The 23,957-nt window shown below is 65.6% G+C and carries 27 protein-coding genes, 2 tRNA genes and 1 pseudogene; 17 read left to right on the top strand and 13 right to left on the bottom strand.

All coding sequences use genetic code 11. The features are described from left to right. Positions 1–62 precede the first annotated feature (62 nt). The 3 genes from ADBZ9O_RS04275 to ADBZ9O_RS04265 are packed head-to-tail and all read left to right on the top strand — an operon-like array spanning position 63 to position 3,054. Positions 63–1,061, top strand: coding sequence for a phosphotransferase family protein (locus tag ADBZ9O_RS04275; protein ID WP_526532825.1), 999 nt, complete (start codon positions 63–65; stop codon positions 1,059–1,061). Continuing rightward, positions 1,058–2,269, top strand: coding sequence for an acyl-CoA dehydrogenase family protein (locus ADBZ9O_RS04270; protein WP_526528703.1), 1,212 nt, complete (start codon positions 1,058–1,060; stop codon positions 2,267–2,269). Before ADBZ9O_RS04275 ends, ADBZ9O_RS04270 begins: the two co-directional genes overlap by 4 nt. 23 nt (positions 2,270–2,292) lie before the next feature. Next, the gene (locus ADBZ9O_RS04265; RefSeq protein ID WP_526528701.1) at positions 2,293–3,054 is read left to right on the top strand and encodes an SDR family NAD(P)-dependent oxidoreductase; all 762 of its coding nucleotides are present in this window, start codon (positions 2,293–2,295) and stop codon (positions 3,052–3,054) included. Positions 3,055–3,061: 7 nt separating this feature from the next. On the opposite strand, the gene ADBZ9O_RS04260 is transcribed toward ADBZ9O_RS04265, so the two are convergent. Next, on the bottom strand, positions 3,062–3,340 hold the full coding sequence (locus tag ADBZ9O_RS04260; protein ID WP_526528699.1) for a hypothetical protein: 279 nt from the start codon (positions 3,338–3,340) through the stop codon (positions 3,062–3,064). Positions 3,341–3,465: 125 nt separating this feature from the next. On the opposite strand from ADBZ9O_RS04260, the gene ADBZ9O_RS04255 reads away from it, so the two are divergent. The 5 genes from ADBZ9O_RS04255 to ADBZ9O_RS04235 all read left to right on the top strand — a co-directional run bounded on the left by ADBZ9O_RS04255 (position 3,466) and on the right by ADBZ9O_RS04235 (position 6,453). Then, entirely contained in the window at positions 3,466–3,792 is a 327-nt protein-coding gene (locus ADBZ9O_RS04255) for an ArsR/SmtB family transcription factor (RefSeq protein WP_526528697.1), read from the top strand. A 78-nt stretch (positions 3,793–3,870) separates the two neighbouring features. Continuing rightward, entirely contained in the window at positions 3,871–4,563 is a 693-nt protein-coding gene (locus ADBZ9O_RS04250; protein WP_526532823.1) for an energy-coupling factor ABC transporter permease, read from the top strand. Beyond that, positions 4,560–4,913 (top strand): PDGLE domain-containing protein, encoded by a 354-nt coding sequence (locus ADBZ9O_RS04245; protein WP_526528695.1) that lies wholly within the window; start codon positions 4,560–4,562, stop codon positions 4,911–4,913. Before ADBZ9O_RS04250 ends, ADBZ9O_RS04245 begins: the two co-directional genes overlap by 4 nt. Beyond that, complete coding sequence (cbiQ, locus tag ADBZ9O_RS04240; protein WP_526528693.1) at positions 4,913–5,689, top strand: cobalt ECF transporter T component CbiQ; 777 nt, start codon at positions 4,913–4,915, stop codon at positions 5,687–5,689. Before ADBZ9O_RS04245 ends, cbiQ begins: the two co-directional genes overlap by 1 nt. Continuing rightward, entirely contained in the window at positions 5,686–6,453 is a 768-nt protein-coding gene (locus ADBZ9O_RS04235) for an energy-coupling factor ABC transporter ATP-binding protein (protein ID WP_526528691.1), read from the top strand. The genes cbiQ and ADBZ9O_RS04235 overlap by 4 nt, the downstream gene beginning before the upstream one ends. On the opposite strand, the gene ADBZ9O_RS04230 is transcribed toward ADBZ9O_RS04235, so the two are convergent. The 5 genes from ADBZ9O_RS04230 to ADBZ9O_RS04210 form a co-directional block, all read right to left on the bottom strand. Beyond that, on the bottom strand, positions 6,438–7,232 hold the full coding sequence (locus ADBZ9O_RS04230; protein ID WP_526528689.1) for a phosphodiesterase: 795 nt from the start codon (positions 7,230–7,232) through the stop codon (positions 6,438–6,440). The genes ADBZ9O_RS04235 and ADBZ9O_RS04230 overlap by 16 nt on opposite strands. A 3-nt stretch (positions 7,233–7,235) precedes the next feature. Then, a complete protein-coding gene (locus tag ADBZ9O_RS04225; protein WP_526532821.1) occupies positions 7,236–7,688 on the bottom strand; it encodes a M15 family metallopeptidase in 453 nt (150 codons plus the stop codon). A 60-nt stretch (positions 7,689–7,748) separates the two neighbouring features. After that, a complete protein-coding gene (locus tag ADBZ9O_RS04220) occupies positions 7,749–8,126 on the bottom strand; it encodes an SRPBCC family protein (RefSeq protein ID WP_526528687.1) in 378 nt (125 codons plus the stop codon). A gap of 29 nt (positions 8,127–8,155) precedes the next feature. Continuing rightward, complete coding sequence (locus tag ADBZ9O_RS04215; RefSeq protein ID WP_526528685.1) at positions 8,156–9,880, bottom strand: alkaline phosphatase family protein; 1,725 nt, start codon at positions 9,878–9,880, stop codon at positions 8,156–8,158. 122 nt (positions 9,881–10,002) lie between these two features. Then, on the bottom strand, positions 10,003–10,908 hold the full coding sequence (locus tag ADBZ9O_RS04210; RefSeq protein ID WP_526528683.1) for an LLM class flavin-dependent oxidoreductase: 906 nt from the start codon (positions 10,906–10,908) through the stop codon (positions 10,003–10,005). A gap of 50 nt (positions 10,909–10,958) precedes the next feature. Here ADBZ9O_RS04210 and ADBZ9O_RS04205 point away from each other — a divergent pair, with 50 nt between their 5' ends. Continuing rightward, entirely contained in the window at positions 10,959–11,672 is a 714-nt protein-coding gene (locus ADBZ9O_RS04205) for a TetR/AcrR family transcriptional regulator (protein WP_526528681.1), read from the top strand. Here the strand turns inward: ADBZ9O_RS04205 and ADBZ9O_RS04200 are convergent. Then, positions 11,638–12,282 (bottom strand): TIGR03085 family metal-binding protein, encoded by a 645-nt coding sequence (locus tag ADBZ9O_RS04200; protein ID WP_526528679.1) that lies wholly within the window; start codon positions 12,280–12,282, stop codon positions 11,638–11,640. The genes ADBZ9O_RS04205 and ADBZ9O_RS04200 overlap by 35 nt on opposite strands. A gap of 135 nt (positions 12,283–12,417) precedes the next feature. Here ADBZ9O_RS04200 and ADBZ9O_RS04195 point away from each other — a divergent pair, with 135 nt between their 5' ends. The 4 genes and pseudogenes from ADBZ9O_RS04195 to ADBZ9O_RS04180 all read left to right on the top strand — a co-directional run. Next, positions 12,418–14,487 (top strand): hypothetical protein, encoded by a 2,070-nt coding sequence (locus ADBZ9O_RS04195; protein WP_526528677.1) that lies wholly within the window; start codon positions 12,418–12,420, stop codon positions 14,485–14,487. A 14-nt stretch (positions 14,488–14,501) separates the two neighbouring features. Further along, entirely contained in the window at positions 14,502–15,560 is a 1,059-nt protein-coding gene (locus ADBZ9O_RS04190; RefSeq protein ID WP_526528675.1) for a YHYH protein, read from the top strand. Positions 15,561–15,799: 239 nt separating this feature from the next. Then, a complete protein-coding gene (locus ADBZ9O_RS04185) occupies positions 15,800–16,888 on the top strand; it encodes an N-acetyltransferase DgcN family protein (protein ID WP_526528673.1) in 1,089 nt (362 codons plus the stop codon). Continuing rightward, positions 16,885–17,493 (top strand): annotated as a pseudogene (locus tag ADBZ9O_RS04180) (alanine racemase); the annotation flags it as partial. The gene ADBZ9O_RS04185 and the pseudogene ADBZ9O_RS04180, both read left to right, overlap by 4 nt. Here ADBZ9O_RS04180 and ADBZ9O_RS04175 read toward each other — a convergent pair. The 3 genes from ADBZ9O_RS04175 to ADBZ9O_RS04165 all read right to left on the bottom strand — a co-directional run bounded on the left by ADBZ9O_RS04175 (position 17,479) and on the right by ADBZ9O_RS04165 (position 18,208). Next, on the bottom strand, positions 17,479–17,844 hold the full coding sequence (locus tag ADBZ9O_RS04175) for a hypothetical protein (RefSeq protein WP_526528671.1): 366 nt from the start codon (positions 17,842–17,844) through the stop codon (positions 17,479–17,481). The pseudogene ADBZ9O_RS04180 and the gene ADBZ9O_RS04175 overlap by 15 nt on opposite strands. Before the next feature lie 161 nt (positions 17,845–18,005). Continuing rightward, positions 18,006–18,081, bottom strand: a tRNA-Arg gene (locus ADBZ9O_RS04170). A 40-nt stretch (positions 18,082–18,121) separates the two neighbouring features. Then, a tRNA-Ser gene (locus tag ADBZ9O_RS04165) sits at positions 18,122–18,208 on the bottom strand. 82 nt (positions 18,209–18,290) lie between these two features. Between ADBZ9O_RS04165 and hisC the strand changes: the two genes are divergently transcribed. Together hisC and ADBZ9O_RS04155 are read left to right on the top strand one after the other, a co-directional pair. After that, positions 18,291–19,340 carry a histidinol-phosphate transaminase gene (hisC, locus tag ADBZ9O_RS04160; protein WP_526528669.1) on the top strand — a complete coding sequence of 350 codons (1,050 nt, stop codon included), beginning with the start codon at positions 18,291–18,293 and terminating at the stop codon, positions 19,338–19,340. A gap of 10 nt (positions 19,341–19,350) precedes the next feature. Next, on the top strand, positions 19,351–20,175 hold the full coding sequence (locus ADBZ9O_RS04155) for a crotonase/enoyl-CoA hydratase family protein (RefSeq protein ID WP_526528667.1): 825 nt from the start codon (positions 19,351–19,353) through the stop codon (positions 20,173–20,175). A gap of 6 nt (positions 20,176–20,181) precedes the next feature. Here ADBZ9O_RS04155 and ADBZ9O_RS04150 read toward each other — a convergent pair whose 3' ends face one another. Continuing rightward, positions 20,182–20,445, bottom strand: coding sequence for a hypothetical protein (locus ADBZ9O_RS04150; protein ID WP_526528665.1), 264 nt, complete (start codon positions 20,443–20,445; stop codon positions 20,182–20,184). A 578-nt stretch (positions 20,446–21,023) separates the two neighbouring features. Here ADBZ9O_RS04150 and ADBZ9O_RS04145 point away from each other — a divergent pair. Both ADBZ9O_RS04145 and ADBZ9O_RS04140 read left to right on the top strand, forming a co-directional pair. Next, positions 21,024–22,130, top strand: a complete 1,107-nt coding sequence (locus ADBZ9O_RS04145; RefSeq protein ID WP_526528663.1) for a type III polyketide synthase — start codon at positions 21,024–21,026, stop codon at positions 22,128–22,130. A gap of 4 nt (positions 22,131–22,134) precedes the next feature. Further along, a complete protein-coding gene (locus ADBZ9O_RS04140) occupies positions 22,135–22,644 on the top strand; it encodes an isoprenylcysteine carboxyl methyltransferase family protein (protein ID WP_526528661.1) in 510 nt (169 codons plus the stop codon). On the opposite strand, the gene ADBZ9O_RS04135 is transcribed toward ADBZ9O_RS04140, so the two are convergent. Together ADBZ9O_RS04135 and ADBZ9O_RS04130 are read right to left on the bottom strand one after the other, a co-directional pair. Next, entirely contained in the window at positions 22,641–23,417 is a 777-nt protein-coding gene (locus ADBZ9O_RS04135; protein ID WP_526528659.1) for an SDR family NAD(P)-dependent oxidoreductase, read from the bottom strand. The genes ADBZ9O_RS04140 and ADBZ9O_RS04135 overlap by 4 nt on opposite strands. Then, positions 23,414–23,899 (bottom strand): nuclear transport factor 2 family protein, encoded by a 486-nt coding sequence (locus tag ADBZ9O_RS04130; protein ID WP_526528657.1) that lies wholly within the window; start codon positions 23,897–23,899, stop codon positions 23,414–23,416. The genes ADBZ9O_RS04135 and ADBZ9O_RS04130 overlap by 4 nt, the downstream gene beginning before the upstream one ends. Positions 23,900–23,957: the final 58 nt, after the last annotated feature.

The raw sequence follows: 23,957 nt of genomic DNA, 5'->3' as shown, positions 1-23,957 counted from the left end.
GCCCAACCAACCGTACGGTAGGTTCTGTGGTCGTGGATGATCCGGCAGCAATCGCAGAATGGATGTCCGGGCACGGTCTCGGCGACGGCCCGCTGGAAAATGTCACTGAAATCGGTGGCGGGACGCAGAACATCCTGTTGCGATTCGAGCGGGCGGGGCGGACCTACGTGCTGCGCCGCGGCCCGAAGCATCTCCGTCCGATCAGCAACAAGGTGATTCTGCGCGAGACTCAGGTGCTGGCAGGCCTGGCCGGCTCCGACGTCCCGCATCCTCGTCTGATTGCAGTCTGCGATGACCCTGAAGTGCTCGGGGACGCGGTGTTCTACCTGATGGAACCGATCGACGGTTTCAACGCCGGCTCGGAACTGCTGCCCCTGCACGCTGGTGACGCAGGAGTGCGCCACCAGATGGGTCTGTCGATGGCCGAGGCGCTGTCCCGACTCGGCGCCGTCGACCATGTCAAGGCCGGGCTCGCCGGCTTCGGTAAGCCCGAGGGTTTCCTGGAACGTCAAGTGCCACGCTGGCTTTCAGACCTGGAGTCCTACCGCAGCTTCGACAACTACCCCGGCCCCGATATCCCCGGCGTGGATGCCGTCGCCGCCTGGCTCGACGAGCACCGTCCGACCGAATGGACGCCGGGCATCATGCACGGCGACTACCACGTCGCCAACGTGATGTTCTCGCGCACCGGGCCCGAACTCGTCGCGATCGTCGACTGGGAGATGTGCACCATCGGCGACCCGCTGCTCGACCTCGGGTGGATGCTGGCCACCTGGCGCTACCCCGGCCAGGAGGGGGTGCTGGGCAGCGCCCTGATGGAAGCCGATGGGGTGCCCACCCCCGACGAACTCATCGAGCAGTACGCCCGCAACACCACCCGCGATCTGAGCCAGATCAACTGGTACACGGTGCTGGCCTGTTTCAAGCTCGGCATCATCTTGGAGGGCAGCCTGGCCCGCGCGTGCGCCGGGCTGGCGCCGGTAGAAATCGGAGACCACCTTCACAACGCGACCCTGCGGCTGTTCGAGCGAGCCCACGGTCTGATCGAGAGGCACACATGATCGATTTCGAGATACCCGCCGCCACCGCGGCACTGCGCGACGAGATCCGCGCCTTCGTCACCGACCAGATCATCCCGTTTGAGAAGGATCCGCGGCTGACCCGGCACGGACCCAATGAAGAGATGCGGACCGAGATGGTGGAGCTGGCCCGCAAGGCCGGCCTGCTGACGTTCCAGGCCCCGAGCCGGTTCGGCGGCCGTGAGCCGTCACATCTGGATCAGGCAGTGCTGTTCGAGGCCGCCGGCTGGTCGACGTTGGGCCCGGTCGCGCTGAACTGCGCCGCGCCCGATGAGGGAAACATGTTCCTGCTCAACAAGATTGCGAACGACGAGCAGGTCACCGAGTTTTTGGTGCCGGTCATCGACGGTCGCCAGCGGTCGGTGTTCGCGATGACCGAACCCGACGGCGCCGGCTCCGACCCCAATCAGCTCAACACCGAGGCGATCTTCGACGGTAGTGAGTATGTGATCAACGGCCTGAAATGGCTGATCACCGGCGCCGACGGGGCGCGCACCTGGATCATCATGGCGCGCGTCGCACCGAATTCCCATGGGCCAGATGGTCCGACGCTCTTCCTGTGCGACGGGGATACGCCCGGTATCGAGCTCGAGCGCGTGATGGACACCATGGACCGCAACTACGTGCAGGGCCATGGCGTGGTCCGGTTCACCGATCTGCGGCTACCCGCCTCGGCGCTGCTCGGCGAGGTCGGCCAGGCGTTGCGGTACGCGCAGCTGCGGTTGGCCCCGGCCCGGCTGACGCACTGCATGCGTTGGCTTGGTGCGGCCAGTCGCGCACAGGCCATTGCCATCGAGCACGCCCGCACCCGAACCGGGTTCGGTAAGCCGATCGGCGAACACCAAGGCATCGGCTTCATGATCGCCGATAACGAAATCGCCTTGCAACAATGCCGACTCGCGATCTGGTGGGCCTGCTGGACACTCGACGGCGGCGCCAAGGGCAGGCATGAGAGCTCGATGGTGAAGGCGTTGGTCTCTGAGGAACTGTTCAAGGTCGCCGACCGCTGCGTGCAGATCCTCGGCGGCATCGGCATCTCCGACGAAACACCCGTGGGGATGATCTTCAGCGATATCCGAGCGTTCCGGCTCTATGACGGGCCGACCGAAGTCCACAAATACGCGATTGCCCGTCAGGCGCTGAGGGATCCCACCCCGAGCGACCGACGCAGAGCGAGGAACGAGCGATGAGGAGGAGCGAGGACGATAAGCGGATGAGTGTTCTCGATTCGTTCCGGCTCGACGACAAGGTCGTCATCGTCACCGGGGCGTCGTCGGGTCTCGGCGTGACTTTCGCCCAGGCGTTTGCTGAGGCAGGCGCCGACCTGGTGTTGGGGGCACGCCGCGCGGACCGGATGGCCGAGACCGCAGCGCTCGTCGAAGCCGCCGGGCGCCGGGTGCATTCGGTAGCGACCGATGTGGCCGATCCCGAGCAGTGCCAGCGGTTGGTCGATGCTGCCGTCGAAACGTTCGGCCGCGTCGACATCCTGATCAACAACGCCGGCGTCGGGACGGCGGTCCCCGCCACCAGGGAGACTCCCGAACAGTTCCGGGCGGTGGTGGATGTCAACCTCAACGGGTCGTACTGGATGGCACAGGCCTGCGGTCGGGTGATGCAGCCGGGCAGCGCGATCATCAACATCGCCAGCGTCCTCGGCATCACGACGGGCGGTCTACCGCAGGCGGCGTATAGCGCCAGCAAGGCTGCGATCATGGGCCTGACCCGCGATCTGGCGCAACAGTGGGGCTCTCGCAAGGGAATCAGGGTCAACGCGCTGGCGCCAGGGTTCTTCGCGTCCGAGATGACCGATGAATATGAACCTGGCTACCTGGACAGCCAGGCCCCGCGACTCATTCTGGGCAGGCTGGGCGACGCGGCAGAGTTGGCTGCCACCGCGGTGTGGCTGGCCTCGGCAGCAGGCGGATACGTAACAGGTCAGACCATCGTCGTCGACGGTGGCCTGACCATTACCTGACCGGGAGTTAGCCCGCGCTACGCAGGGTCATCCGGCGCCGGTCTTCGGCCAGCCGGTTCTGGACGCCGACCGAAACCAGGATGTACTCGAGCTGGTCAACCGACAGCCCAGAGGCTTCGGCCACTTTGGTTATCGAATGTCCGGCGGCCATGGCTGCCTCGATCTGGTGCTCGATCTCGAAGCTCACGCTCCTCGCGCTCTCCAGCGCGGCGGAATAGGTATTGCCGAGGTCACGGAGTCGGCCGAAGGTCTCGTTGTTGCTTCGTCGTTGCTTGAGCTCGCCCATGATTGCTCCTCCGATTCATCACCAGTCCACATCGACCGTCCTGGAATGCCCGATGTTTGGTAGTTCTAACCACATTGCTGGCTATGAAATTTCGGCGAGATTTCCAGCTGGACTAGATTCGTGGTGTGGAGCCCGAGAATCAGGTCCTGGTCAGGAAGGCGTCGTCGGCGCTGTCCGACGTGGACATCACGGACTGGACTCGGCGTTTTGACTTGCTGTCCGACCCGGGCCGACTGGAGATCCTGCTGAGCCTGCACCGGGCGCCGGGCATTTGCGTCGGCGATCTTGCCGCCGCCCTCGGCCGGTCGGAGAACACCGTCTCGCAGGCACTGCGCGTGCTGCGTCAGCAGGGCACGGTCAGTTCGACACGGGTCGGGCGCGCGGCGAGCTACCGCCTGGAGGACCCCACCCTGCACGATTTGTTGCATTGGATAGGTGCGGCGCACGGGTAGCCTCCTGTCCATCTGAACAGCTAGACAGTAATCCCCACACCGCCGTACGCTCACCGTGTGAGCATCGGATACTCCGCCATGCATATGAGCGACGGCATCGTCAACGCTTCGACCTCCGTGCTCTTCGGCGTCATCGCCGTGATCGCGATCGGCTTTTGCGCCTGGCGGGCCAGGACCGAACTCGACGAACGGACGGTGCCGCTGGCGGGTCTGGTGGCGGCGTTCATCTTCGCGGTGCAGATGGTCAACTTCCCGATCCTGCCCGGCGTCAGCGGGCACCTTCTCGGCGGCGCGCTGGCCGCCATCCTGGTCGGTCCGGCCACCGGAGCACTCTGCGTCTCCGTCGTGCTCGTCGTGCAGTCCCTGTTGTTCGCCGACGGTGGCATCACCGCCCTGGGCACCAATATCACCAACATGGCGCTGATCGGCGTCGCGGCCGGCTACTCCGCAGCCGTCGTGCTGTATTCCCTGGCCCGTCGTCGGACCAAAGACGTATCGGTCAGCGCACTAGGTCTCGTGGCATTCCTGTCCGCCGTGATCGGAACGGTCTGCGCATCAATGGGATTCGTCCTTGAGTACACCATCGGCGGTGCCGCCTCGACCTCACTGACCACGGTCACCAGCTACATGCTCGGCACCCATGTCCTGATCGGCATCGGCGAAGGCGTGATCACCGCACTCACGGTGATGGCCGTCGCGCGGTCTCGCCCCGACCTGGTCTACCTGCTGCGCAGTGGTCGTGCCGCCCGTGCCGAAGCGGTGGCGGTATGACGACTGGTGCCCGGCGCAAGTGGGTGTTCTGGGTCGGCTTCGGCGCGGCGATCCTGCTCATCGCCGGTGTTGTTTCGTACTTCGCCAGCTCAGCGCCGGACGGTTTGGATTCGGCCACGCTGCAGGGCTGCCAGGTCCACGAGGTCAATAGTGTCGAAGAGTTGACCGGTAACTGCATCGCCCAGCACGCCCAGGAACATGCGATGTCCACATCTCCACTGGCCGGCTACGAGGTCGCAGGCAACAAGGCCACCAGTGGGCTGGCCGGAATCGCCGGCGCCCTGGTCACGCTCGCGTTGGCCGGGGGTGCCTTCTGGCTGATCGCGCGTAGCAAAAAGCCGACTCCTTAATGGGGGCGGGTCATTCCCACCCGCTCTACCGGGACGGGGATTCCGCCGTCCATCGGGCACCCGTCGAGGTCAAGATCGTCTGCCTGCTGGTTTTCGTCCTCGCGGTGGTTGCCACCCCGCGAGAGATGTTCTGGCCCTTCGGTATCTATGCGGCGATCGTCCTCGCCGTCTGGTGGGTGGCGCGGATCCCGCTGACCTGGATTCTGCCCCGCATGCTGATCGAGGCCCCATTCCTGGTGCTGGCCGTGCTCCTGCCGTTCTCCGAAGGCGGTGAACGGATCGACGTTGCGGGCGTGGCGCTTTCGGTGGCGGGCCTGTACGCGGCCTGGGGCATCGTCATCAAGGGAACACTCGGGGTGGCCGGCTCGCTGACCCTGGCGGCCACCACCTCCGCGCGTGAGCTTCCGATCGGTCTGAGTCGGCTCGGGGTACCGGCCCTGATCACCTCGATGCTGGTGTTGATGATTCGCTATATCGACCTGCTGTCGGCAGAGGCCAGCCGGATGCGGATGGCCCGGATGTCGCGCGGAGACTCACCGCGCACCCTGCACCAGGTCGGCGCCATCGCCAAAGGTGTTGGGGCGCTTTTCCTGCGGTCCTACGAGCGGGGTGAACGGGTCTATCTGGCGATGCTGTCCCGGGGCTTCGACGGCCGGGTACCGGATATGGCGTCCGTCGGTGCCGGCGCCAGGGCAGGTGCCGCGCAGTGGTGCATCGTCATGCTCCCGGCGGTTGCTGCGGTGACGGTGTCCGCTGCGGCACGGGTGAGCCTGTGACCGCCGGCGCCGTCGAAGTACACGGCCTGCACCACACCTATCCTGACGGGCACGTGGCGATCGCCGGCGTGGATCTGGACATCGCCGCCGGGGAACGCGTAGCGCTGCTCGGCCCCAACGGTGCCGGCAAGACCACCCTGATGCTGCAGCTCAACGGCGTCCTGACGCCAACCTCGGGATCGGTCTCGATCAGCGGTATTCCCGTGACCCGCAAGAATCTTCGCGAAATCCGGCGCCGCGTCGGGCTAGTGTTCCAGGATCCCGACGACCAGTTGTTCATGCCGACCGTCGCCCAGGACGTCGCGTTCGGGCCCGCCAACTTCGGGCTGCGCGGTGACGAACTGGCCGCCCGGGTGCGCGCTGCACTCGATGCGGTCTCGCTCACCGACCTGGCCGAACGCAGCCCCGCACATCTGTCAGGCGGTCAGCGCCGTCGAGCCGCGCTAGCCACCGTGCTGGCCTGCGATCCCGAGATCCTGGTGCTCGACGAGCCATCGGCCAATCTGGACCCGGTTGCGCGTCGAGAACTCGCTGAGACCCTGATGACCTTGACCGCAACACTTTTGGTGGTCACTCACGACCTGCCGTACGCCGCACAGCTCTGCGATCGCGCCGTGGTGATGGACCACGGTGCGGTGGTCGCCGACGGCGATATCTTCGATGTGCTCGCCGATGCCGACCTACTGGCCAGGCATCGTCTCGAACTGCCCTGGGGCTTCACGATCGATCAGGCCCGGTCGATGCCGCGTCAGGCGAAGGGGTAGGGCCCGTCGAAGTCGCCGATCTGACTGGTATGGCTGATCAGCCCGTGGCGGGGATCCCACAGATGCAGCATGCATGCTCTCGGGCCGAGATGGCTGGCCGGTTGCGCCGATTCGGCCAATTGCAGGTCGATCTCCGTCGCCGTACTGGGGCAGGCGCAGACCACCGTGTTCGCCCATCTGGTCAGCATCGAGCGGTGCACATGTCCACACAGCACGATCTCGATATTGTCGAATTGTTTGACCACGGCGGCTAATTCGGCGCCATCGAAATAGCGGTACTCGTCCATGTATCCGATGCCGCTGACGAACGGCGGATGGTGCAGCATCACCAGGGTCGGCTTGGTGGTGTCCCGTGCGAGCGTATCGGCGAGCCACTGCAATCCGGCGGTGTCGATATGCCCGTGATGCAGGCCCGGCACCGTCGAGTCCAACCCGATGATCCGCACCGGATAGTCGTCCACACAGTAGTGCAGCGGTCCCTCCCGCGGCAGATATGTGTGATCGGAGAACGCTTTTCGCAGATTCTCCCGGTCATCATGGTTACCCGGGATCACCAGGTAGGGAATGGGCAGCCCGGCCAGGATGGCCCGTAACGCCTCGTACTCGGCGGAATGTCCTTCATCGACGAGATCGCCGGTGATCAGGACCAAGTCTGGCCGGCGGTCGAACGCCAGAATGTGCGTAATCGCTTCGGTGAGACTGTGATTGGAATCGGCGACACCCTGATAGCAGACGCCGTCAGGGCGGATATGAGGATCAGATATCTGCGCGATCAGCATGGATCAGCCCGCTGCGTTCGCCAGCAGGGGCGGGCAGATACCTGTTGCGTCGGTGGCCAATTCGAAATGCCACACCTCGTTGGCGTAGATCTGGCATAGCCCGAATCGGGTGCCGTTGGCAATCAGCCAGTAGTCGGCGTCCTGACCGCCGACGTCGACCGCCTGCCCGATGACGTGTTTGGACATTGCCGGTGTTTGCACGTACTGCCGTGCGGCGTCGAAACTGCCGTAGGTGGCGATGGCATCGTCGAGCAACTGCTGCTGGAACTCCGGTGTACGCCAGCCCGAGTTGATGGTCATGGTGATGCCGTCCGCTGCGGCGGCTGTCGCCGCATTCTGAATGGCGGTCAACAGCGCCGGATCAAGGTGCCCGACGGCAGGATCCTGCACATCGAACGGGGTCAAGGCGGTGTTGTCGACGAGTCTGATCTGCGGACCCGGCGCCGGTTGGAGCATCCCGAACGTTACCGCTGTCGCCGCTATGACCCCCACGAGAAATCGCATCGGGGAGACACTTTAGTACCTGTCGCTGGCAATCTTCTCGATGCGTTTGAGTGCCACTGCACACACCGTGAGGTAGATCGGCGCCCAGATCGGCACGTCAAAGGATACCCGGCAGCCGCTGCCGTGCGGCTCCACCGTGTGCCGGGTGCCCGCGGTTCCGGCGACTTTCCAGGCCCAGCGGTGACCGTCGTCGAACTCGGTGATCTCGAACGGCAGCGGCACCCCGACCGCCGCCCAGACGGTGCCACGCGATCCGAGCCGCAGCGGTCCGGCGTCGCTCAGTTCCGCCCGCTGCACCGACGGACCCCACTGTGGCCAGGCGTCGAGATCGGTCAACACGTTCCAGGCCGCGCGCGGCGCCACCGCCATCGTCCGCTTGACAGTCCACATGCGTGCGCTGTGCCCGCGTAGCCGTCGGGTCAAACCAGAACGGAGGCCTTCGGCAGGGAGGTCAACTCGCTGGTCGAGGTGCTGGGCGGGATGACACCTGCCCCGGTCAACCGGCCGACGATCTGAGCCACGGCGTTCGTCAGCAGGTAGAGGGTGTCCCCGACGATCTGCACGCCGAGCTTGGCCACTGCGGCGATGGTGCTGATGAAGAAGATCTGCTGATCGACGATCGCTTGGAGCTCCGCGGTGGTCGAGATGGTGAAGTTGTTCACGTAGTACGGAATCGTGGCGAAGATCGTGCGCAGAGTCAGGGCCGCGTCGACGGGCAGGCTGGGGTAGCCGTTCATATCGATCAGGTCATTGAGTGCCTGATGCAGATCAACCGGGTCAACCACGCTGCTGCCCAGTGACGACAGCGGCACCCCGTCGGCGTCGCTGGTCGGTTCGATCCCGAAGAGACTCACCACGGTCGGCGTGACGTCGACGATCTCGTACTTGGTGTTGATCAGCCCGCCGTCGTCGGAACCCGGGCGGTCGTAGATGACGAATGTCGATGTCTCATCGGGTGATTGGAAACCGTGACCGAAGCCCTGCACTGCCTGGTGGCCGTGGTCGGTGACGACGATGACGGTCCATTCCTCACCCGTGTCGAGCTCACGCTGGTGCACTGCGTCCATGATCGCGCCGAGGTTGGTGTCGGTGCGTGAGATGGCATCCGCGTACTCCTGGGATGCGCCGCCATGCATGTGCCCGGCCTCGTCGACCTGCACGAGGTAGGTGAACATGAAGTTGGGGGCCTCTGCGGCGTTGAGCGAGTCGATGGTCTCCTGGGTGACCGCGGCGTCGGTCAGGGACCAGTTGGTGTCGCCGGGAACCTGGGCGATGAAGACGTTTTCGTCGGCGCCCTTCGAACCGGCGCCGGCGATATCGGTGATGACTTGCCAGTCGGCGATGGCCTTCGTGTAGATATCCGGGTTGGCTCCCTCGAGCTGGTTGAACACTGTCGGCCAGGAGTTGTAGGTGTCCGGGGTGAAGACGTTGTTGATCACCCCGCTCTTGGTGTCCCAGACCCCGGTCAGGATCGCGGTCCACGACGGGTTGGAGATGGTGGTGTGCCCGACGATGCTCGACGCGGCGGTGGTGCCGTCATTCATCAGGTCGAAGAAGTTGGTGTTGGTGGGGTTATCCAGGATGCGGCCCAGGTTCGTGCCGTCCACGCCGATGAGCAGCACGTGCTGCTTGGTGGGATCGACGACCTGAGCGGCGATGGCGGCCGCACGCACGCTCTGGTTGAGGGCGCTCCAACTGGACGTCGAGCGGACGACGCTCGAGCTGGTCGAGCCTGTCGAGCTGGCGGGCGCCGCCAGATCGAACGTCGCTTTGACGGTGGTTGCCGGCGCGGAGGTGGTTGCCACCGACTTCAGGACGGGTTGTGCCACGTCGGTCGCTGCCGCTGTGGTTGCCGCGACAGGTCGAGACGTCGACCGGATGGTCTTGGTCGTGATGGTCTTGGCGGTTACCGCTGCCGGTGCTGCCTTGCCCGTTGCCTTGGCCGCTGTCGGGCCTGCAGCGTTCGCTGTCTTGGTGGATTTCTGCGGGCCCGCGGCATTGGACGATCCATCCGATGAGCTGCGCGATCCGGAGCCGGAATCGGGGGCGTCCGCGGAGGCCAGGGCGGCCGAGGCCACCGCTCCTGCACCAGCCACCGCACCGGCTACTGCTACCCCGAGACAAACCTGCTTAACGGTAGTCACTCGACGATCTCCCATCCGGTCCCCCGCAATTGACGGTGGAGCAGACGCTACAAGCCGAGAGACAACAGTGGATGACTTTCTGTGGACTTGGTGCTGGTTTGCTGGTCAACAGTTGTGCACTCTTACCCATTGATGGCGCGGCGCACGCCGGGGACGATCTCATGTAGCCAGCGCTGGATCGCCGCCTCGGGTTGGCCGTTGGGTAGGTAGATCAGGGCCGCCGCGTCGTAATCGAGTACCGCTGAGGTCAATTCATCGATCCACTGGTCCGTGGAGCCGCCAATCCAGCGGCCGTCGTCGGCACGTGGCTTCGGGACGGCCCGGTCGGTGATCTGGCCGCCCACGTTGTAGATGGTGGCGATGGCGGCGGGGTCGCGGCCTGCTGCAGCGGCGGCGGCGTCGATGATCGGGCGGGCGGTGGCGACCAGGGCGCTCCGCCAGTCCGCGGCGTGCGCGGGGATCCAGCCGTCGGCGAGTTGTCCGGTGATCGCCAGTGATCGGGGACCTTGCGAGCCCGTCCAGATCGGGGGTGTGGGTTCGTGTGAGGGCTCCGCGGCGCGCAGTTGGTAGAACCGGCCGGTGAAGTCGACGGGTGGGCCGCCGCCGGTGAGCGCCCGCACGACGGTGATGGTCTCCGCCATCGCCTGGACGGACTCGGCGGGCGAGCGCGGTGTGACGCCGAGGCGGGCCAACTCGTCCCACAGGCTGCCAGCGCCGACTCCGAGGATGACGCGGCGATGCGATAGTGCCGACAGGCTAGCGACGGTCCGCGCGAGTAGAGGCGCCGACCTGATGCCGATATTGGTCAGGTTGACCACCCCGCTGATGTGCGCGGTCGCGCCAAGGACCATGCCGAGCGCGGCGTAGGCGTCGATCTTGTCGGCGAAGTTCGGGTGGTCTGGGATCGACACGATGTCGAGCCCGGCGGCGTCGGCGGCGGTGGCATGGGGCAGCAGGCGGCGGCTCTCGGCGAGGCCCGGATCGAGGCCCAGTCCGAACATCACATCACGCCGACCGAGGTTTGACACGAACACCGTTCTATAGACGAACACCGTTCGTGTCAAGCTAGGGTGACGGGGTGAGCACCCCAAGAGAGCGGCGCGCGGCGCGCCAAGCGCCGAACCTGGAGGTCACCACAGAGCCACGGCCGCGGCGGCGCGTGGACCCGATCACTCCAGCTCAGGTCACCGATGCCGCGCTGGGCATCGTCGCCGCCGAGGGTTACGACGCGTTGACAATGCGCAGGGTGGCGGCCGCGCTCGATACCGGACCCGCCTCGCTGTATGCCCACGTGGTCAACAAGGCCGACCTCGACGAGCTCTTGATCGGACGGCTGTGCGCCGAGGTCGTCCTGCCCGCCCCCGATGCTGCGGAGTGGCGGTCGCAGATCTGCGCGGTCTGCACCCAGCTGCGCGACCAGTACCTGACATACCCCGGCATCTCCCGCGCCACCTACGCGATGGCCCCCACCGATGTGGAGATCCTGCGTCTCAGCGAAGGGATGCTGGCCATCCTGCTCACCGGCGGCGTCGCCCCACAAGCCGCCGCCTGGGCCGTCGACGCCCTGCTGCTGTACGTAGCCGCCTACTGCCTTGAGGCCTCGGTCGCGCGCCGGGGGCCCAGCGACGAATTGCTGCACCGCTTGGCGGCCCTGCCCGTCGATACCTTCCCGCAGACCAGCCGCTATGCCGCCGAGGTCACCGCAGGCGACGGTCACGAGAGGTTCGACTTCACCCTGGACCTGATGATCGACGGCCTCACATACCGAAGTGGTTGTGCTGCACCGCCGTAACAGCCTCGGCGGGTCCAGTCACCTCGACCTGTGCTGCCTCTTGGCGACCGAAGACATACAGCAGGAGTTCACCGGGCGAACCGATGAGCCGAGCCACGGGCCGGCCTGGCCGAGCGGTGAACCTCTCATTGGTCTGCGCCCATTCGATATCTAGTCCCACCACCGGGAGCCGTCGACTCAGGTAGCGGCCGCCATGTCGAACGTTTCGCCACAGGGCCGCATCCATCGCCGGAGTGAGGTTGCGCGGCGCGCGCCCATTCGCTCGTCGAAGGTCTTCGTGGTGGACGAAGAACTCATTCAAGTTCGGAAAGGAGCGCACCCATCCGACGCGGAAGAATCCGGCAGGCGGACCGGAGCGGATCCGCGCGACCAGCCACGAAAAGTCTTTGCGCTCAGCCAATCTGGCCCTACGCCGCTCAGCGAACCGTTGGAAGGGGCCGGGGAGAACGATGCACGGGCCAGCCATGAGATCGCGTTCTCGCAACACGATGTGCGCGGCGAGATCATGAGCGGTCCACGGCGCAAGCAGCGTGGGAGCGGCAGGGCCGAGTTCATCGAGCAGCCCACAAAGCGCTTGTCGCTCTTGCGCGTCGAGCGGGACATCAGCCACGAAAAGTCAGCGTAGTACTGGTCAAAATTTCCTCAAAGGCAATTTACGGCGCGTCGATTCGGGCTTTTGCCATGGCAAATTCGTAAAATGTTGCATACCAAGGATTTAATTGCAATTGCAAGGAGATCTGCGCCGATGAATCAATTCACCGTTGTCATATCGGATTCGTCGGTGGCCAGACCCCGCACCAGGCAGCGCCGGGCAAAATCCGGTCGGACTGCACCGTATTCCTGGCTGGGGGTCGGCATCTTTGGCCTGGGGGTGGGCGCGGCATTGGCTGGGGCGGCCCTGACTGGTGGGTCGGGTACCGCCGCGGCGGACACCCACGCCAATACTCACGCGCAAAGCCCTGGTGCGGCGGCGCGCTCGACAGCCTCGCCCCCGAAGCGCACCGGCACCAAATCCCTTGCGTCGAGCCGCTCTACGCGCACAGCCGGGACCGGCCGGGCGGCGACCGGGACGCCCGCCCGCCCGACCAAGCCGGCCAAAGCAATCGAAAAGGTCCCGGCCCCAGCAGTTTTGGCGGATCCAGCCTGGGATCCGGGTTCGATCGTCAGCGCCGTGTATTCGATCTTCGTGTCCAACGGCACCGCTATGAGTCCGAACGCGGGGTTATTGGTCGGTAACGGCTACAGCTATAGCTCGTCTGATACGCAGTGCACCGGGGCGATGGTCTGCAATGGCGGCAACGGCGGTCTATTGCTCGGGGCCGGCGGTAATGGGTACAACGGCGGCAACGGGGGCAACGCCGGATTGTTCTTCGGCAGCGTGTTTACCCCCGGCAACGGCGCGGGTGGGGCTCCGGGGTGCACCGGTCAGGCGTGCAATACGGGCCACGGTGGCAACGCCCTTTTGTTCGGCCCCGGTGGGACCGGCGGCAACGGTATGGATGCCGTTTATGACAGCACGACCGGGGAGTTGTTGTCGGCGGCGACTAATGGCGGCCGCGGCGGTAACGGCGGGTTGCTGTTGGGCAACGGTGGCGACGGCGGGTATGGCGGCGCGGACAACGGCAGCGCCAACTGGAGTGGGGCTACCGCTGGTGACGGCGGTGACGGCGGAAACAGCGGCCTGATTTTCGGCAATAGCGGCGGCGGTGGTGTCGGCGGATACGTGTCATTCGCCGTGAATGGCAATGCCGTGGGCGGGAATGGCGGTAACGCAGGCCTCACCGGCCTGTTCGGCAACGGCGGCACCGGCGGTGGCGGTGGCAGCGCGACCCAGACCTGGGACGGCATTGAAGCCGACGGGGCAGCGGGTTCCGCGATCGGCGGCAACGGCGGCACCGGCGGCCGGGGTGGCCTGTTGGCAGGCAGCGGTGGCGACGGCGGAAATGCTTGGGAGGGATCGGTTATCAGCACCTACGGCGCCGCAACCGCCGGCGACGGCGGTGCTGGGGGCGGCGCCACGATCGGCGATGGCGGCGCCGGTGGGACCGGTGGCGGCGGTGCGTTGGCCAATATCGGCGACGCCGGTCTTGGCGCACCCGGCTCGGGTGCTGCCACCGGCGGTTCGGGTGGCCACGGCGGTTCGGTGTTTTTGGTCGGCCTGGGTGGTGCCGGCGGAAACGCCGACTTGCCATTCGCGGGGAACGGGGCGATCAACCAGGGCGACGGGGTGGCGATCGCCGGTCACGGCGGTGATGGCGGCAACAGTGGCATCCTCGGCGACGTGTTCACCGGCGGCGCGGGCGGGGCCGGTGGGGCCGGGGGCACCGCGACGACCGAACGCAGTGGCGCGGCAACTGGCGGGGCGGGCGGACTGGGCGGCTCGGGTGCGCTGTTCGCCAGCGGTGGCAGCGGTGGCTCCGGCGGCAACGCCAACACCGGCTCAGCTGGGGATAACGCGGGCAACGGCGGAGATGCCACCGCCGGCGCGGGCGGTGGCGGTGGTGCCGGGGGTGCGTTCGCTACCGGCGGGGCCGGTGGCGACGGCGGCAGTAGCAGCGTCTACACCGACGCCGCCACCACGTCGGTGAGCACCGGCGGCAACGGCGGGACCGGCGGGGCCGGGGCATCGCTGTTCGGCAACGGCGGCGATGGCGGCAACGGCGGTAACGCCGAGGCGGCGGGAACCAGCGCTTCTGACGTCGCGCGGGTGATCGGGGCGGGCGGCGCCGGCGGCGCGGGTGGGGTCATCGGCGGCAGCACCGGCGCCGACGGTACGGCGGGTTCCACCGTCACGGCGTCGGTGATCAGCGGATAACGAAAGGGAGCACAATGTCGATTCGCGGAAAAAGCGCGGTCGCCGCGCTATTCACCACAATGTTGGCGGCCGCCACCGTGGTGGCAACACCGGCGTCTGCGGTGGTACCAAATACATTGGGAAACTCCGCTCCCAATTTGAGTATCTTTGCCGCGCAGAAGGGTGGGATATATCTGGGCGGACCAATTTTCTCAGTGGTGGTTCCCTCAACCACCACGCTACAAACCAGCACCGCCCCATGGATGAATCCGAAAGACAATACGATTGTGATCGCCAAATTGCCCACGGTGAGTGGCACGGTGTCCGCCAAAGATATCGATCCTCGCGGCAGCGTTTTCGCGGTGACCTCGGATAAGACCTATCGCTACTTCAAAGGCAACGGGTTACCATCCACGCCGATGGGCCGGTTCGGGCCAGTTCAGGGCGGCACCGCTGCCTACCCCTATTACGCTGGCGCTCCTGGTGGTACCAACACCTCACCGGGTACGCCCGGGTTCGGGCAAACCTATCCGAACGCCGCCGCCATCGGAATTTCTCCGTACACGCTCGACATTCGAGTTCCGATAGCCCCCAAGTACCTCGATACCCCTCAATCAATCAAGTATTTGATCACCGGTGTCACGCTCACCGGCACGGTATGGCATGCCGAAATTGCCAATGCGTCCTCGGCAGCGTGGTACAACCCCATTTCAATTTTGCCGTTGGACCAATGCTTCGGACATCCCTACAGTCAGCAATATCATCTCCATGCCTTCTCGTGGAAGTGCTTCCCCAATCAAGGGACGTCCGGACAGTCGCCGCTTGTTGGCTACGCCTTGGATGGATTTGGCATTTACGGACCGCGGGGCGCGGATGGCAAGGAAATCACCAATGCCCAGCTGGATGTGTGCCACGGAATAACATCGCCCGTGCTGTGGGATGGCAAGGTTCAGAACATCTATCACTATGTGCTCAACAGCGAGTACCCCTACTCAGTGGGCTGCTTCAGAGGCGTGGTCGACCCAGCAAATGTGGCCAAGACCCTGTTGCCGACACTTGGCCAGCCGATGAACATGCCGGGGATGGGCCACTGAGCGCGACTATCGGTAGAGGATGACGACGCCAACCAGCTACTGTTAACACGCCGGTAATCTTGCCGACCCTCAGGGCAGACCACTCGCTGAACGTTGGGCTCATCGCCCCGCCTCGATTGCGTCGCCTTCTCTGAGACTTCTCAGAGGATCTTATGTCTTCGCGTTCCAGCAGTATTCCGTCTCTTGACGCGCCTACACAGAGCGCATCCGACCTTCCGGCAACTCCGTTCGCACTGCCCGTGGGTTCCACCGCGATCGTCTACTGCGAGGGCCAGTTCGGCGAGCAGGACGGGAAGACCGCCAACGGCCTGGTCCGGCACTCCGAGAAGTACGAGATCCTCAGTGTCATCGACAGCCTCCGGGCTGGAGTCGATGCCGGGAAGTTTCTCGACGGCATCACGAACGGCATCCCGGTGCTGGCGTCGCTCGCCGAATCCATCGTGCACGCCGGCCGCGTGCCGGACTACCTGATCTGTGGGCTGGCGCCTGCCGACGGCCTGCTGTCGAACGAGCAGCGGATCGTGCTGCTCGACGGCATTGCCCGCGGAATGCACATCATCAACGGTTTGCACGAGTTCCTCAACGACGACGCCGAATTCGCGGCGGCAGCAGTGATCGCCGGCGTCACCATCACCGATGTACGCCGGCCGAAGGCCAAGCGCGACCTGCACTTGTTCTCCGGCCGGATCTTCGACGTCACCTGCCCCAGGATCGCGATCCTGGGTACCGACGGGGCGATTGGGAAGCGCACCACCGCGACCTTGCTGGTCCAGGCGCTGAACGCGCACGGCATCAAGGCGGTCATGGTCGGCACCGGGCAGACCACCTTGATCCAGGGTGGGAAGTACGGTGTCGCGCTGGATGCGCTGGTCCCCCAGTTCTGCTCGGGCGAGGTTGAGCACCAGGTCGTCGCCGCGTTCGAGGGCGAGGACCCCGACGTGATCGTGGTCGAGGGCCAAGGCGCGCTCAGCCACCCCGCGTACCTGACGTCGGGACACATCCTGCGTGGCAGCCGACCGGCCGGCGTGATCGTGCAGCACGCGCCCAAGCGCACGGTGCTCGGCGACTTCCCGATGATGCCGATGCCGACCGCGGCCAGCGAGATCGCCCTGATCGAGGCGTTCGCCGACACCCGAGTCATCGGCGTCACGATCAACCACGAGGAGATGACCGACGACGAGCTGAGAACCTCGATCGCCGAACATCATTCGCAGCTCGGCCTCCCCGTCACCGACCCGCTGACGCGCCCCGCCTCGGAGCTGGTCGACATGGTGCTGACGGCCTTTCCCGCGCTCGCGGTGGTGGCCGACACGACCGCCCAGGTGTGACGCTCCGGATCGAGATCAATCTCGACAAGGTCGAGCAGAACACGCGGATCCTGGTTGATCGGCTCAGCTCAACGGGGATCCGGGTTACCGGGATCACCAAGGCCGTATTGGGCTCGCCGGGGGTTGGCGCGGCGATGCTGCGCGGGGGCGCCTGCGGCCTGGGCGATTCCCGGGTGCAGAACCTCGTTCGGCTGGCCGGGCTCGACCGATCACTGGTCCGCACGTTGATCCGCTCACCCATTCTCAGCCAGGTGGCACGGGTCGTTGAGCTCGCCGACGTCAGTCTGAACACCGAGGCCGTCGTGCTGGCGGCGCTCGATCAGGCCGCGGACCGGCAGAAGCGGATGCACTCCGTTGTGCTCATGGTCGAACTCGGTGACCTACGCGAAGGCATCGCCCTCGAAGACACCCCGGAGGCGGTGCGGGCCGTTCTCCGTCACTCTTCCCTGCGGCTCGTCGGGCTCGGCGCCAACCTCGCTTGTCAGAACGGTGTCGTGCCCGACGATCGCAACATGGGCGTCCTCACCGCACTCGCGGATGACATCGAGGCACGGCACGGGATTTCCCTCGACGTGGTCTCAGGCGGCAACTCAGCGAACCTGAACTGGGCTCTGCAGACTCACGACGTCGGCCGCATCGACGAGCTGCGACTCGGCGAGGCCATCCTTCTCGGCGTCGATCCGCTGTACCGGACACCCATCCCCGGCCTGCACACCGACGCGTTCACCTTGACCGCCGAAGTCATCGAGATCGCCATGAAGCCGGCTCAGCCCTGGGGAGAGCGCGCTCAGGCGGCCTTCGGCGAAGCGCCGCTGCGCACCGGCAGCAGGGTCGTGCGCCAAGCGATCCTGGCCGTCGGTCGCCAGGACGTGGACCCGGATGGTCTGCAGCCACCAGAGGGCATCACGATCCTCGGGATGAGCAGCGATCACCTCGTCGTCGACCTCGGTGATCACCCTGTCGTGGTCGGCGGCGAGATCGAATTCGGGGTCGCCTACGGCGCGCTCGTACGGGCGATGACGTCACCGTTCGTGGAGAAAATCGAGCACGTTGGCCGTTCCGCCGCACCCAAGCCGACGAACCCTGCTGTGTGCCGGAAGCCTCGGGGTGAGACCTGTGGTGCGCCCGAAGGGATTCGAACCCCTAACCTTCTGATCCGTAGTCAGATGCTCTATCCGTTGAGCTACGGGCGCCTATCTTCAATTGTTGGTGGCTGACCTAAGTCAGCCGCCGCGGAGGCGAGAGGATTTGAACCTCCGGTCCCCGCGAGGGGACAACTCATTAGCAGTGAGTCCCATTCGGCCGCTCTGGCACGCCTCCTGACGTTACCGCCGAGGGGAAAGAGTACACAGCGCGCCCAGTGGAAGGCAAAGCAGTTGGGACCAGCACCTAAACTGGGCCGGTGACTGCCCGCCTCCGCCCCGAAATGGCCGACCTTCCGGCCTACACGCCGGGCAAGACCGTACCGGGCGCCATCAAGCTCGCCAGCAACGAAACCGTGCACGGCCCGCTGCCCAGCGTGCGGGCGGCCATCAACACCGCCACCGACACCCTGAACCGCTATCCCGACAACGGCTACGTCGAGCTCAAAGAGCACCTGGCCAAGCATGTGGATTTCGCGCCCGAGCACATTGCGGTCGGCGCCGGGTCGGTCAGCCTCTGTCAGCAGCTCATCCAGATCACCTCCACCGTCGGCGACGAGGTGATGTTCGGCTGGCGCAGTTTCGAGATCTACCCGTTGCAGGTCCGCACAGCGGGCGCCACCCCGGTGCAGGTTCCGCTGAAAAACCACACCCATGACCTGGACGCGATGCTGGCGGCCGTCACCGATCGCACCCGGCTGATCTTCGTCTGCAATCCGAACAACCCGACCTCCACGGTGGTCGAGCCCGAGGACCTACAACGCTTCGTCGCCGCCGTTCCCGACGACATCCTGATCGTCATCGACGAGGCCTACGTCGAGTACATCCGCGACGGGTTGCTGCCCGATAGCCTGGGCTTGGTCCGTGACCACAGCAATGTGGTTGTGCTGCGGACGTTTTCGAAGGCCTACGGGTTGGCCGGCGCCCGGGTCGGATACGCCGTCGCGGACCCGGACATCATCACCGCCCTGGGCAAGGTCTACGTGCCGTTCACCGCGACCACCCTGTCGCAGGCCGCCGCTATCGCGTCGATCGACGCAGCCGATGAACTGTTGGCCCGCACCGACGCCGTCGTCGCCGAACGCGTCAGGGTCAGCGCGGCCCTGAGGGATGCCGGCTTCGAACTGCCGCCTTCGCAAGCCAATTTCGTCTGGCTTCCGTTGGCCGAGCGCACTCTGGACTTCGTCGAACAGGCCGCCAATCAGGCCCGGGTCGTGGTGCGCCCGTACGGCACCGACGGGGTGCGGGTCACCATCGGCGCCCCGGAGGAGAACGACGCTTTTCTGGCTTTCGCCAAGGACTGGCTCTAATCTCACGACCATGAGTGACGTTTACGAATCCGTCCTGATCGAGACCAAAGATCAGGTCGCGCAGGTGACGCTGATCGGCCCCGGTAAGGGCAACGCGATGGGCCCGGCGTTCTGGGCGGAGCTGCCGCAGGTGTTCGGCGCCCTGGACGCCGACCCTGACGTGCGGGCCATCGTGCTGACGGGCTCGGGGCGCAATTTCAGCTACGGCCTGGACCTGGGCGCCATGGGCGACACCCTCGGACCGATGATGGCCGACGGGGCGCTGGCCAAGCCGCGCGCCGACTTCCACACCCGCCTCAAGACGATGCAGGGCGCCATCACCGCGGTGGCGGACTGCCGGACGCCGACGATCGCCTCGGTGCACGGCTGGTGCATCGGCGGTGGCGTCGACCTGATCAGTGCCGTCGACATCCGGTACGCGAGCGCAGACGCGAAGTTCTCGGTGCGCGAGGTCAAACTGGCCATCGTCGCCGATGTGGGCAGCCTGGCGCGGCTACCGCTGATCCTGTCCGACGGACACCTGCGCGAGCTGGCTTTGACGGGCAAAGACATCGATGCCGCACGGGCCGAGAAGATCGGCCTGGTCAACGACGTCTACGAGGATGCGGACGCTTCCCTTGCGGCGGCGCACGCCACCGCCGCCGAGATCGCCGCCAACCCCCCGCTGGTGGTCAACGGCATCAAAGACGTCCTGGACGAGCAGCGCACGGCCGCCGTCTCGGCCAGCCTGCGCTACGTCGCGGCCTGGAATTCAGCGTTCCTGCCGTCGAAGGACCTGACCGAAGGCATCACCGCGATGTTCGGCAAGCGGCCGCCGAACTTCACCGGCGAATAACGCGAACTATCCCTCAGCCGTAGCTTTGAGGGCCGGGACCGCCTTCTCGGTGGCCAACACCGACGCCGGGGCGATCGTTGTGGTGGTGGCTCCCAACGACATATTCGACGCCGTCTTCATCGCAGGGACGACGGGCGACGAGTACGGCGCGAATTTGGTTTCGTCGCCGGAGTCGGAGGTGATCCGGCCCGGCGCCGGCGCGACGCCGCCGTGGGTGACGGTGAAGGCACCCATCACCGCGATGGCGCCACAACCGATAGCCGCTGCCATCGATCGGCTGCGAGTACCCGACATACGTGCAAAACCGGTGCGAGAAGCCATGGCAATTACCGCCTTTCAGGAAATGGTGACGTGCGACACTTAGCCGGTTCGACAGCTGGTGACGAATCGGCCGCAGGTCAGCGCCTTTCTTCCTTTGTAGACCCGATTTCGCGAAATGAACCAACCCGCAAGCGGATCCACAGAAAACCTCGGCCCCATCCACAGGGCAGTTCTCGGTGTCATTACGTAGCGCTACCGGCACCCCTCAAGGTGGCTGCCGGACGTATCCACGCACGTCAATCCGCCAGCCGGGCTAGCTCTTTGTGTCAGCAGCTGCCTTTCCGGCGGCCATGAGGGGCTGGACACCGTCAGTCGATTCACAGCCCCACACATTCACGCCGATTGACAGCTACCTCACCCCTACTTCACAGGCGCGTTCCAGCGAGGCGGTGAACAACAAGGCCAAAAGCGTTGGTGATCAGTGAGATTGACCGATTTGAGATATTCCCGCTATCCCCGAGAAGTGCACTATGTCACCTTCGGCCAGATTGCTGAACCGGGCCGCTGGCCGAATCGTTTTCAGGCGTATGACCGATACAACCTATTCCACTTCGGTGGATATCCAGTCCCTCAACCGCCCCGGCGCCCCGCAGATCGCAGGCACCGGTGTGGCTTTCACTCAACACCGCTACACCCAGGAAGAAGTTGCCCGCGAGCTCACCCCCGTCACCGGGCCAGAGTTCATGCGCTTCGCCCAGACCAGCGGAGTGCAGTACCGCAGCCTCGCACTGCCGGTACACCGCTACCCCACCATGTCCGGCTTCACCGAAGCCAACGATGCCTACCTCGAGGTGGCCACCGACCTGGGCGCCCAAGCCCTGCAGTCCGCACTCGACACGGCGGGAATCAGGCCCGACGAGGTCGACATCATCGTGTTGGTCTCCAGCACGGGCGTTGCGGTGCCGTCGGTGGACGCGCGCATCGCCGACCGGGTGGGTCTGCGCCCCGACGTCAAGCGGCTCCCGGTGTTCGGGCTGGGCTGCGTGGCAGGTGCGGCCGGCATGGCACGGGTGCACGACTATTTGCGCGGCTTTCCCGGCCACGTCGCCGCCTTGGTCTCCGTCGAGCTCTGCTCTCTGACCCTGCAACGCGATGACACGTCGATCCCGGCGCTGATCGGTGTGTGTTTGTTCGGCGACGGCGCCGCCTCGGTGATTGCCACCGGCGCCGACCGACCGCCCAACAGCCTTGCCGCCCAACCGGGTCCACGGGTGCTCGCCACCCGCAGCCGACTGTTTCCCGGCACCATCGACGTGATGGGCTGGAACGTCAGCTCGCAGGGATTCGGTTTGGTGATGTCCAAAGAGGTGCCCGCGATGGCCGATAACCATCTGGGCGGCGAAGTCGCCAGCTTCCTGGCCGAGCACGGCTTGTCCACGGCTGACATCTCGACATGGATCTGTCATCCCGGCGGCCCGAAGGTGATGGACTCCATCGAGAATGCCATCGACCTGCCGCCGGTGGCGCTGATTCACAGCCGAGAATCGATGCGGGACAACGGTAATATCTCCTCGGCATCAGTGCTGGATGTCTTGCGCCGGACCCTTGCCGATCCGCCGGAGCCAGGCTCCCTGGGCGTAATGCTGGCCATGGGACCGGGTTTCAGCTTCGAACTCCTCCTGCTGAGCTGGTAGCACCATGTACTACTACCTTTTCATTCTCGCTATCGGCCTCGAGCGGCTGGTCGAGCTCGTCGTCTCCCGACGCAATGCCGAGTGGTCACTTACTCAGGGCGGCAAGGAGTTCGGTAAGGGCCACTATCCGGTGATGGTCTCGATGCACACCCTGCTGCTGGTCAGCTGCGTCGTCGAGGTGTGGTCGTTGCACCGACCGTTCCTGCCCTGGCTGGGCTGGCCCATGCTGGCCGTGGTCGTCGCGAGCACCATCACCCGCTGGTGGTGTGCGACGGTGCTCGGCAAGCATTGGAACCCCCGGGTGATCGTCATCCCCGACGCACCGTTGGTGCGGCGCGGACCGTACCGGTGGATGCACCATCCGAACTACACCGCCGTGGTGGCCGAGGTGGCGGCGCTGCCGTTGATGCACTCCGCGTGGCTGACGGCGGTGGTGTTCAGCCTGGCGAACGCGGCTGTGCTGTATGTGCGAATCCGAACGGAGAACCGGGCTTTGGGCTACGTGGCAGCCTAGGCGTCCAGATCCGGCGCCCACGCCACTCCGTTGATATGGCCACCGCCATCGACGAAAAGCGTGTTACCCGTCAGATACCGGGAGGCCTCGGAGGCCAGGAACACCGCGACCGGCGCGATATCGTCGAAGGGATCGCCCATCCGGCCCATCGGGTTGGCCGCGTCGGCCGCCTTCTCCAATTCCGGGTACTGGGCGATCACCTTCATGAAGGCCTGGCTCTTGGCCGCCGGGCACATCGCGTTGACGGTGACCCCCGCCGGCGCCCATTCGCGGGCGGCGGTGCGGGTCAGCGCGCGTAACGCCTCCTTGGCGGCGTTGTACTCCAGCGAACCCATATGGGCGTTGACACCGTTGAGGCTGCACATGTTGATGACGCGTCCCCAGCCGCGTTCCTTCATATGCGGGTAGGCCGCACGCATGGCCCAGAACGGACCGTAGTAGCCGAGCGCGATTCCACGGGCCAGCGCCTCGTCGGTTTTGTTCTCCACCCGGCCGATGCCGCCACCACCCCAGGCGTTGTTGACGACGATATCGAGGCCGCCGTACTCGGCTAGCGCAGCGGCGACGGCGGCCTCGACCTGGGCACGATCGGCAACATCGGTCTCCACGAAGAGTCCGCCGATCGACTCGGCCACCGATTTCCCTGTGGCCGAGTCGAATTCGGCGACGACTACCTTGGCACCCTCCTGCGCGAACCGTCGGGCGATCCCTTCCCCGATTCCCGCGCCTGCCCCCGTCACCAAAGCGACCCGGCCGGCAAGTGCTCCGCTCATCGGGGTTGGCCCGCCACTCCGCTGGAGAGCAGTTCCCGCGCGAACGCGTCGCCGTTCAATGTCCGGGTGGTCCGTGCCTGGATCTGCCAGCGTCCGTCGATCCGGCGCAACGTGAAGTGGTTCGCTCCGGCACGCAGCACGGTGTAACCGTCGCCGCGGCGCATCAGCAGGATGGATTCGCACACCGCGACCGCGTCGTCGCCGTCGACCGTGACGACCGCCGGGCCCAGGAAATGGCTGCTGCCCCGTCCGATCAGACCCTGATGCGCATCCGAGGTCACCATGGCGCGGATATCGGCACGGCTGCCCATCACCCAGTCCTCCACGTCGTAGCTGCCGTCGCTGGCCCACAGGTCAGCGGTGGCCTCGGCCTCACCCGCGTCGACCAGGGGGCCGTACGAGGCGATCAGCCGGGCAATGGCGACTTCGGCCTCCAGCCTGGCCAGCCGCGATTCCAGTAACCGGATCCGTTCGTCACTCATAGCTGCGGTTCTACCATCTACACGGGGCGCAAGTAGAACGAATTCTCGTTTAATGCCT

It is taken from the genome of Mycobacterium sp. (assembly GCF_965229105.1).
Lineage (GTDB): Bacteria > Actinomycetota > Actinomycetes > Mycobacteriales > Mycobacteriaceae > Mycobacterium.
The sequence above is the reverse complement of the archived record's forward strand: the minus strand, read 5'-3'. Positions and strand labels throughout refer to the sequence as shown.

Coding starts and splice junctions, on each gene's coding strand:
- ADBZ9O_RS04275 (WP_526532825.1), top strand. CDS start 63: ATGTCCGGGCACGGTCTCGGCGACGGCCCGCTGGAAAATGTCACTGAA.
- ADBZ9O_RS04270 (WP_526528703.1), top strand. CDS start 1,058: ATGATCGATTTCGAGATACCCGCCGCCACCGCGGCACTGCGCGACGAG.
- ADBZ9O_RS04265 (WP_526528701.1), top strand. CDS start 2,293: ATGAGTGTTCTCGATTCGTTCCGGCTCGACGACAAGGTCGTCATCGTC.
- ADBZ9O_RS04260 (WP_526528699.1), bottom strand. CDS start 3,340: ATGGGCGAGCTCAAGCAACGACGAAGCAACAACGAGACCTTCGGCCGA.
- ADBZ9O_RS04250 (WP_526532823.1), top strand. CDS start 3,871: ATGCATATGAGCGACGGCATCGTCAACGCTTCGACCTCCGTGCTCTTC.
- ADBZ9O_RS04245 (WP_526528695.1), top strand. CDS start 4,560: ATGACGACTGGTGCCCGGCGCAAGTGGGTGTTCTGGGTCGGCTTCGGC.
- cbiQ (WP_526528693.1), top strand. CDS start 4,913: ATGGGGGCGGGTCATTCCCACCCGCTCTACCGGGACGGGGATTCCGCC.
- ADBZ9O_RS04230 (WP_526528689.1), bottom strand. CDS start 7,232: ATGCTGATCGCGCAGATATCTGATCCTCATATCCGCCCTGACGGCGTC.
- ADBZ9O_RS04225 (WP_526532821.1), bottom strand. CDS start 7,688: ATGCTCCAACCGGCGCCGGGTCCGCAGATCAGACTCGTCGACAACACC.
- ADBZ9O_RS04220 (WP_526528687.1), bottom strand. CDS start 8,126: ATGTGGACTGTCAAGCGGACGATGGCGGTGGCGCCGCGCGCGGCCTGG.
- ADBZ9O_RS04195 (WP_526528677.1), top strand. CDS start 12,418: ATGAATCAATTCACCGTTGTCATATCGGATTCGTCGGTGGCCAGACCC.
- ADBZ9O_RS04190 (WP_526528675.1), top strand. CDS start 14,502: ATGTCGATTCGCGGAAAAAGCGCGGTCGCCGCGCTATTCACCACAATG.
- ADBZ9O_RS04155 (WP_526528667.1), top strand. CDS start 19,351: ATGAGTGACGTTTACGAATCCGTCCTGATCGAGACCAAAGATCAGGTC.
- ADBZ9O_RS04150 (WP_526528665.1), bottom strand. CDS start 20,445: ATGGCAGCGGCTATCGGTTGTGGCGCCATCGCGGTGATGGGTGCCTTC.
- ADBZ9O_RS04145 (WP_526528663.1), top strand. CDS start 21,024: ATGACCGATACAACCTATTCCACTTCGGTGGATATCCAGTCCCTCAAC.
- ADBZ9O_RS04140 (WP_526528661.1), top strand. CDS start 22,135: ATGTACTACTACCTTTTCATTCTCGCTATCGGCCTCGAGCGGCTGGTC.
- ADBZ9O_RS04135 (WP_526528659.1), bottom strand. CDS start 23,417: ATGAGCGGAGCACTTGCCGGCCGGGTCGCTTTGGTGACGGGGGCAGGC.
- ADBZ9O_RS04130 (WP_526528657.1), bottom strand. CDS start 23,899: ATGAGTGACGAACGGATCCGGTTACTGGAATCGCGGCTGGCCAGGCTG.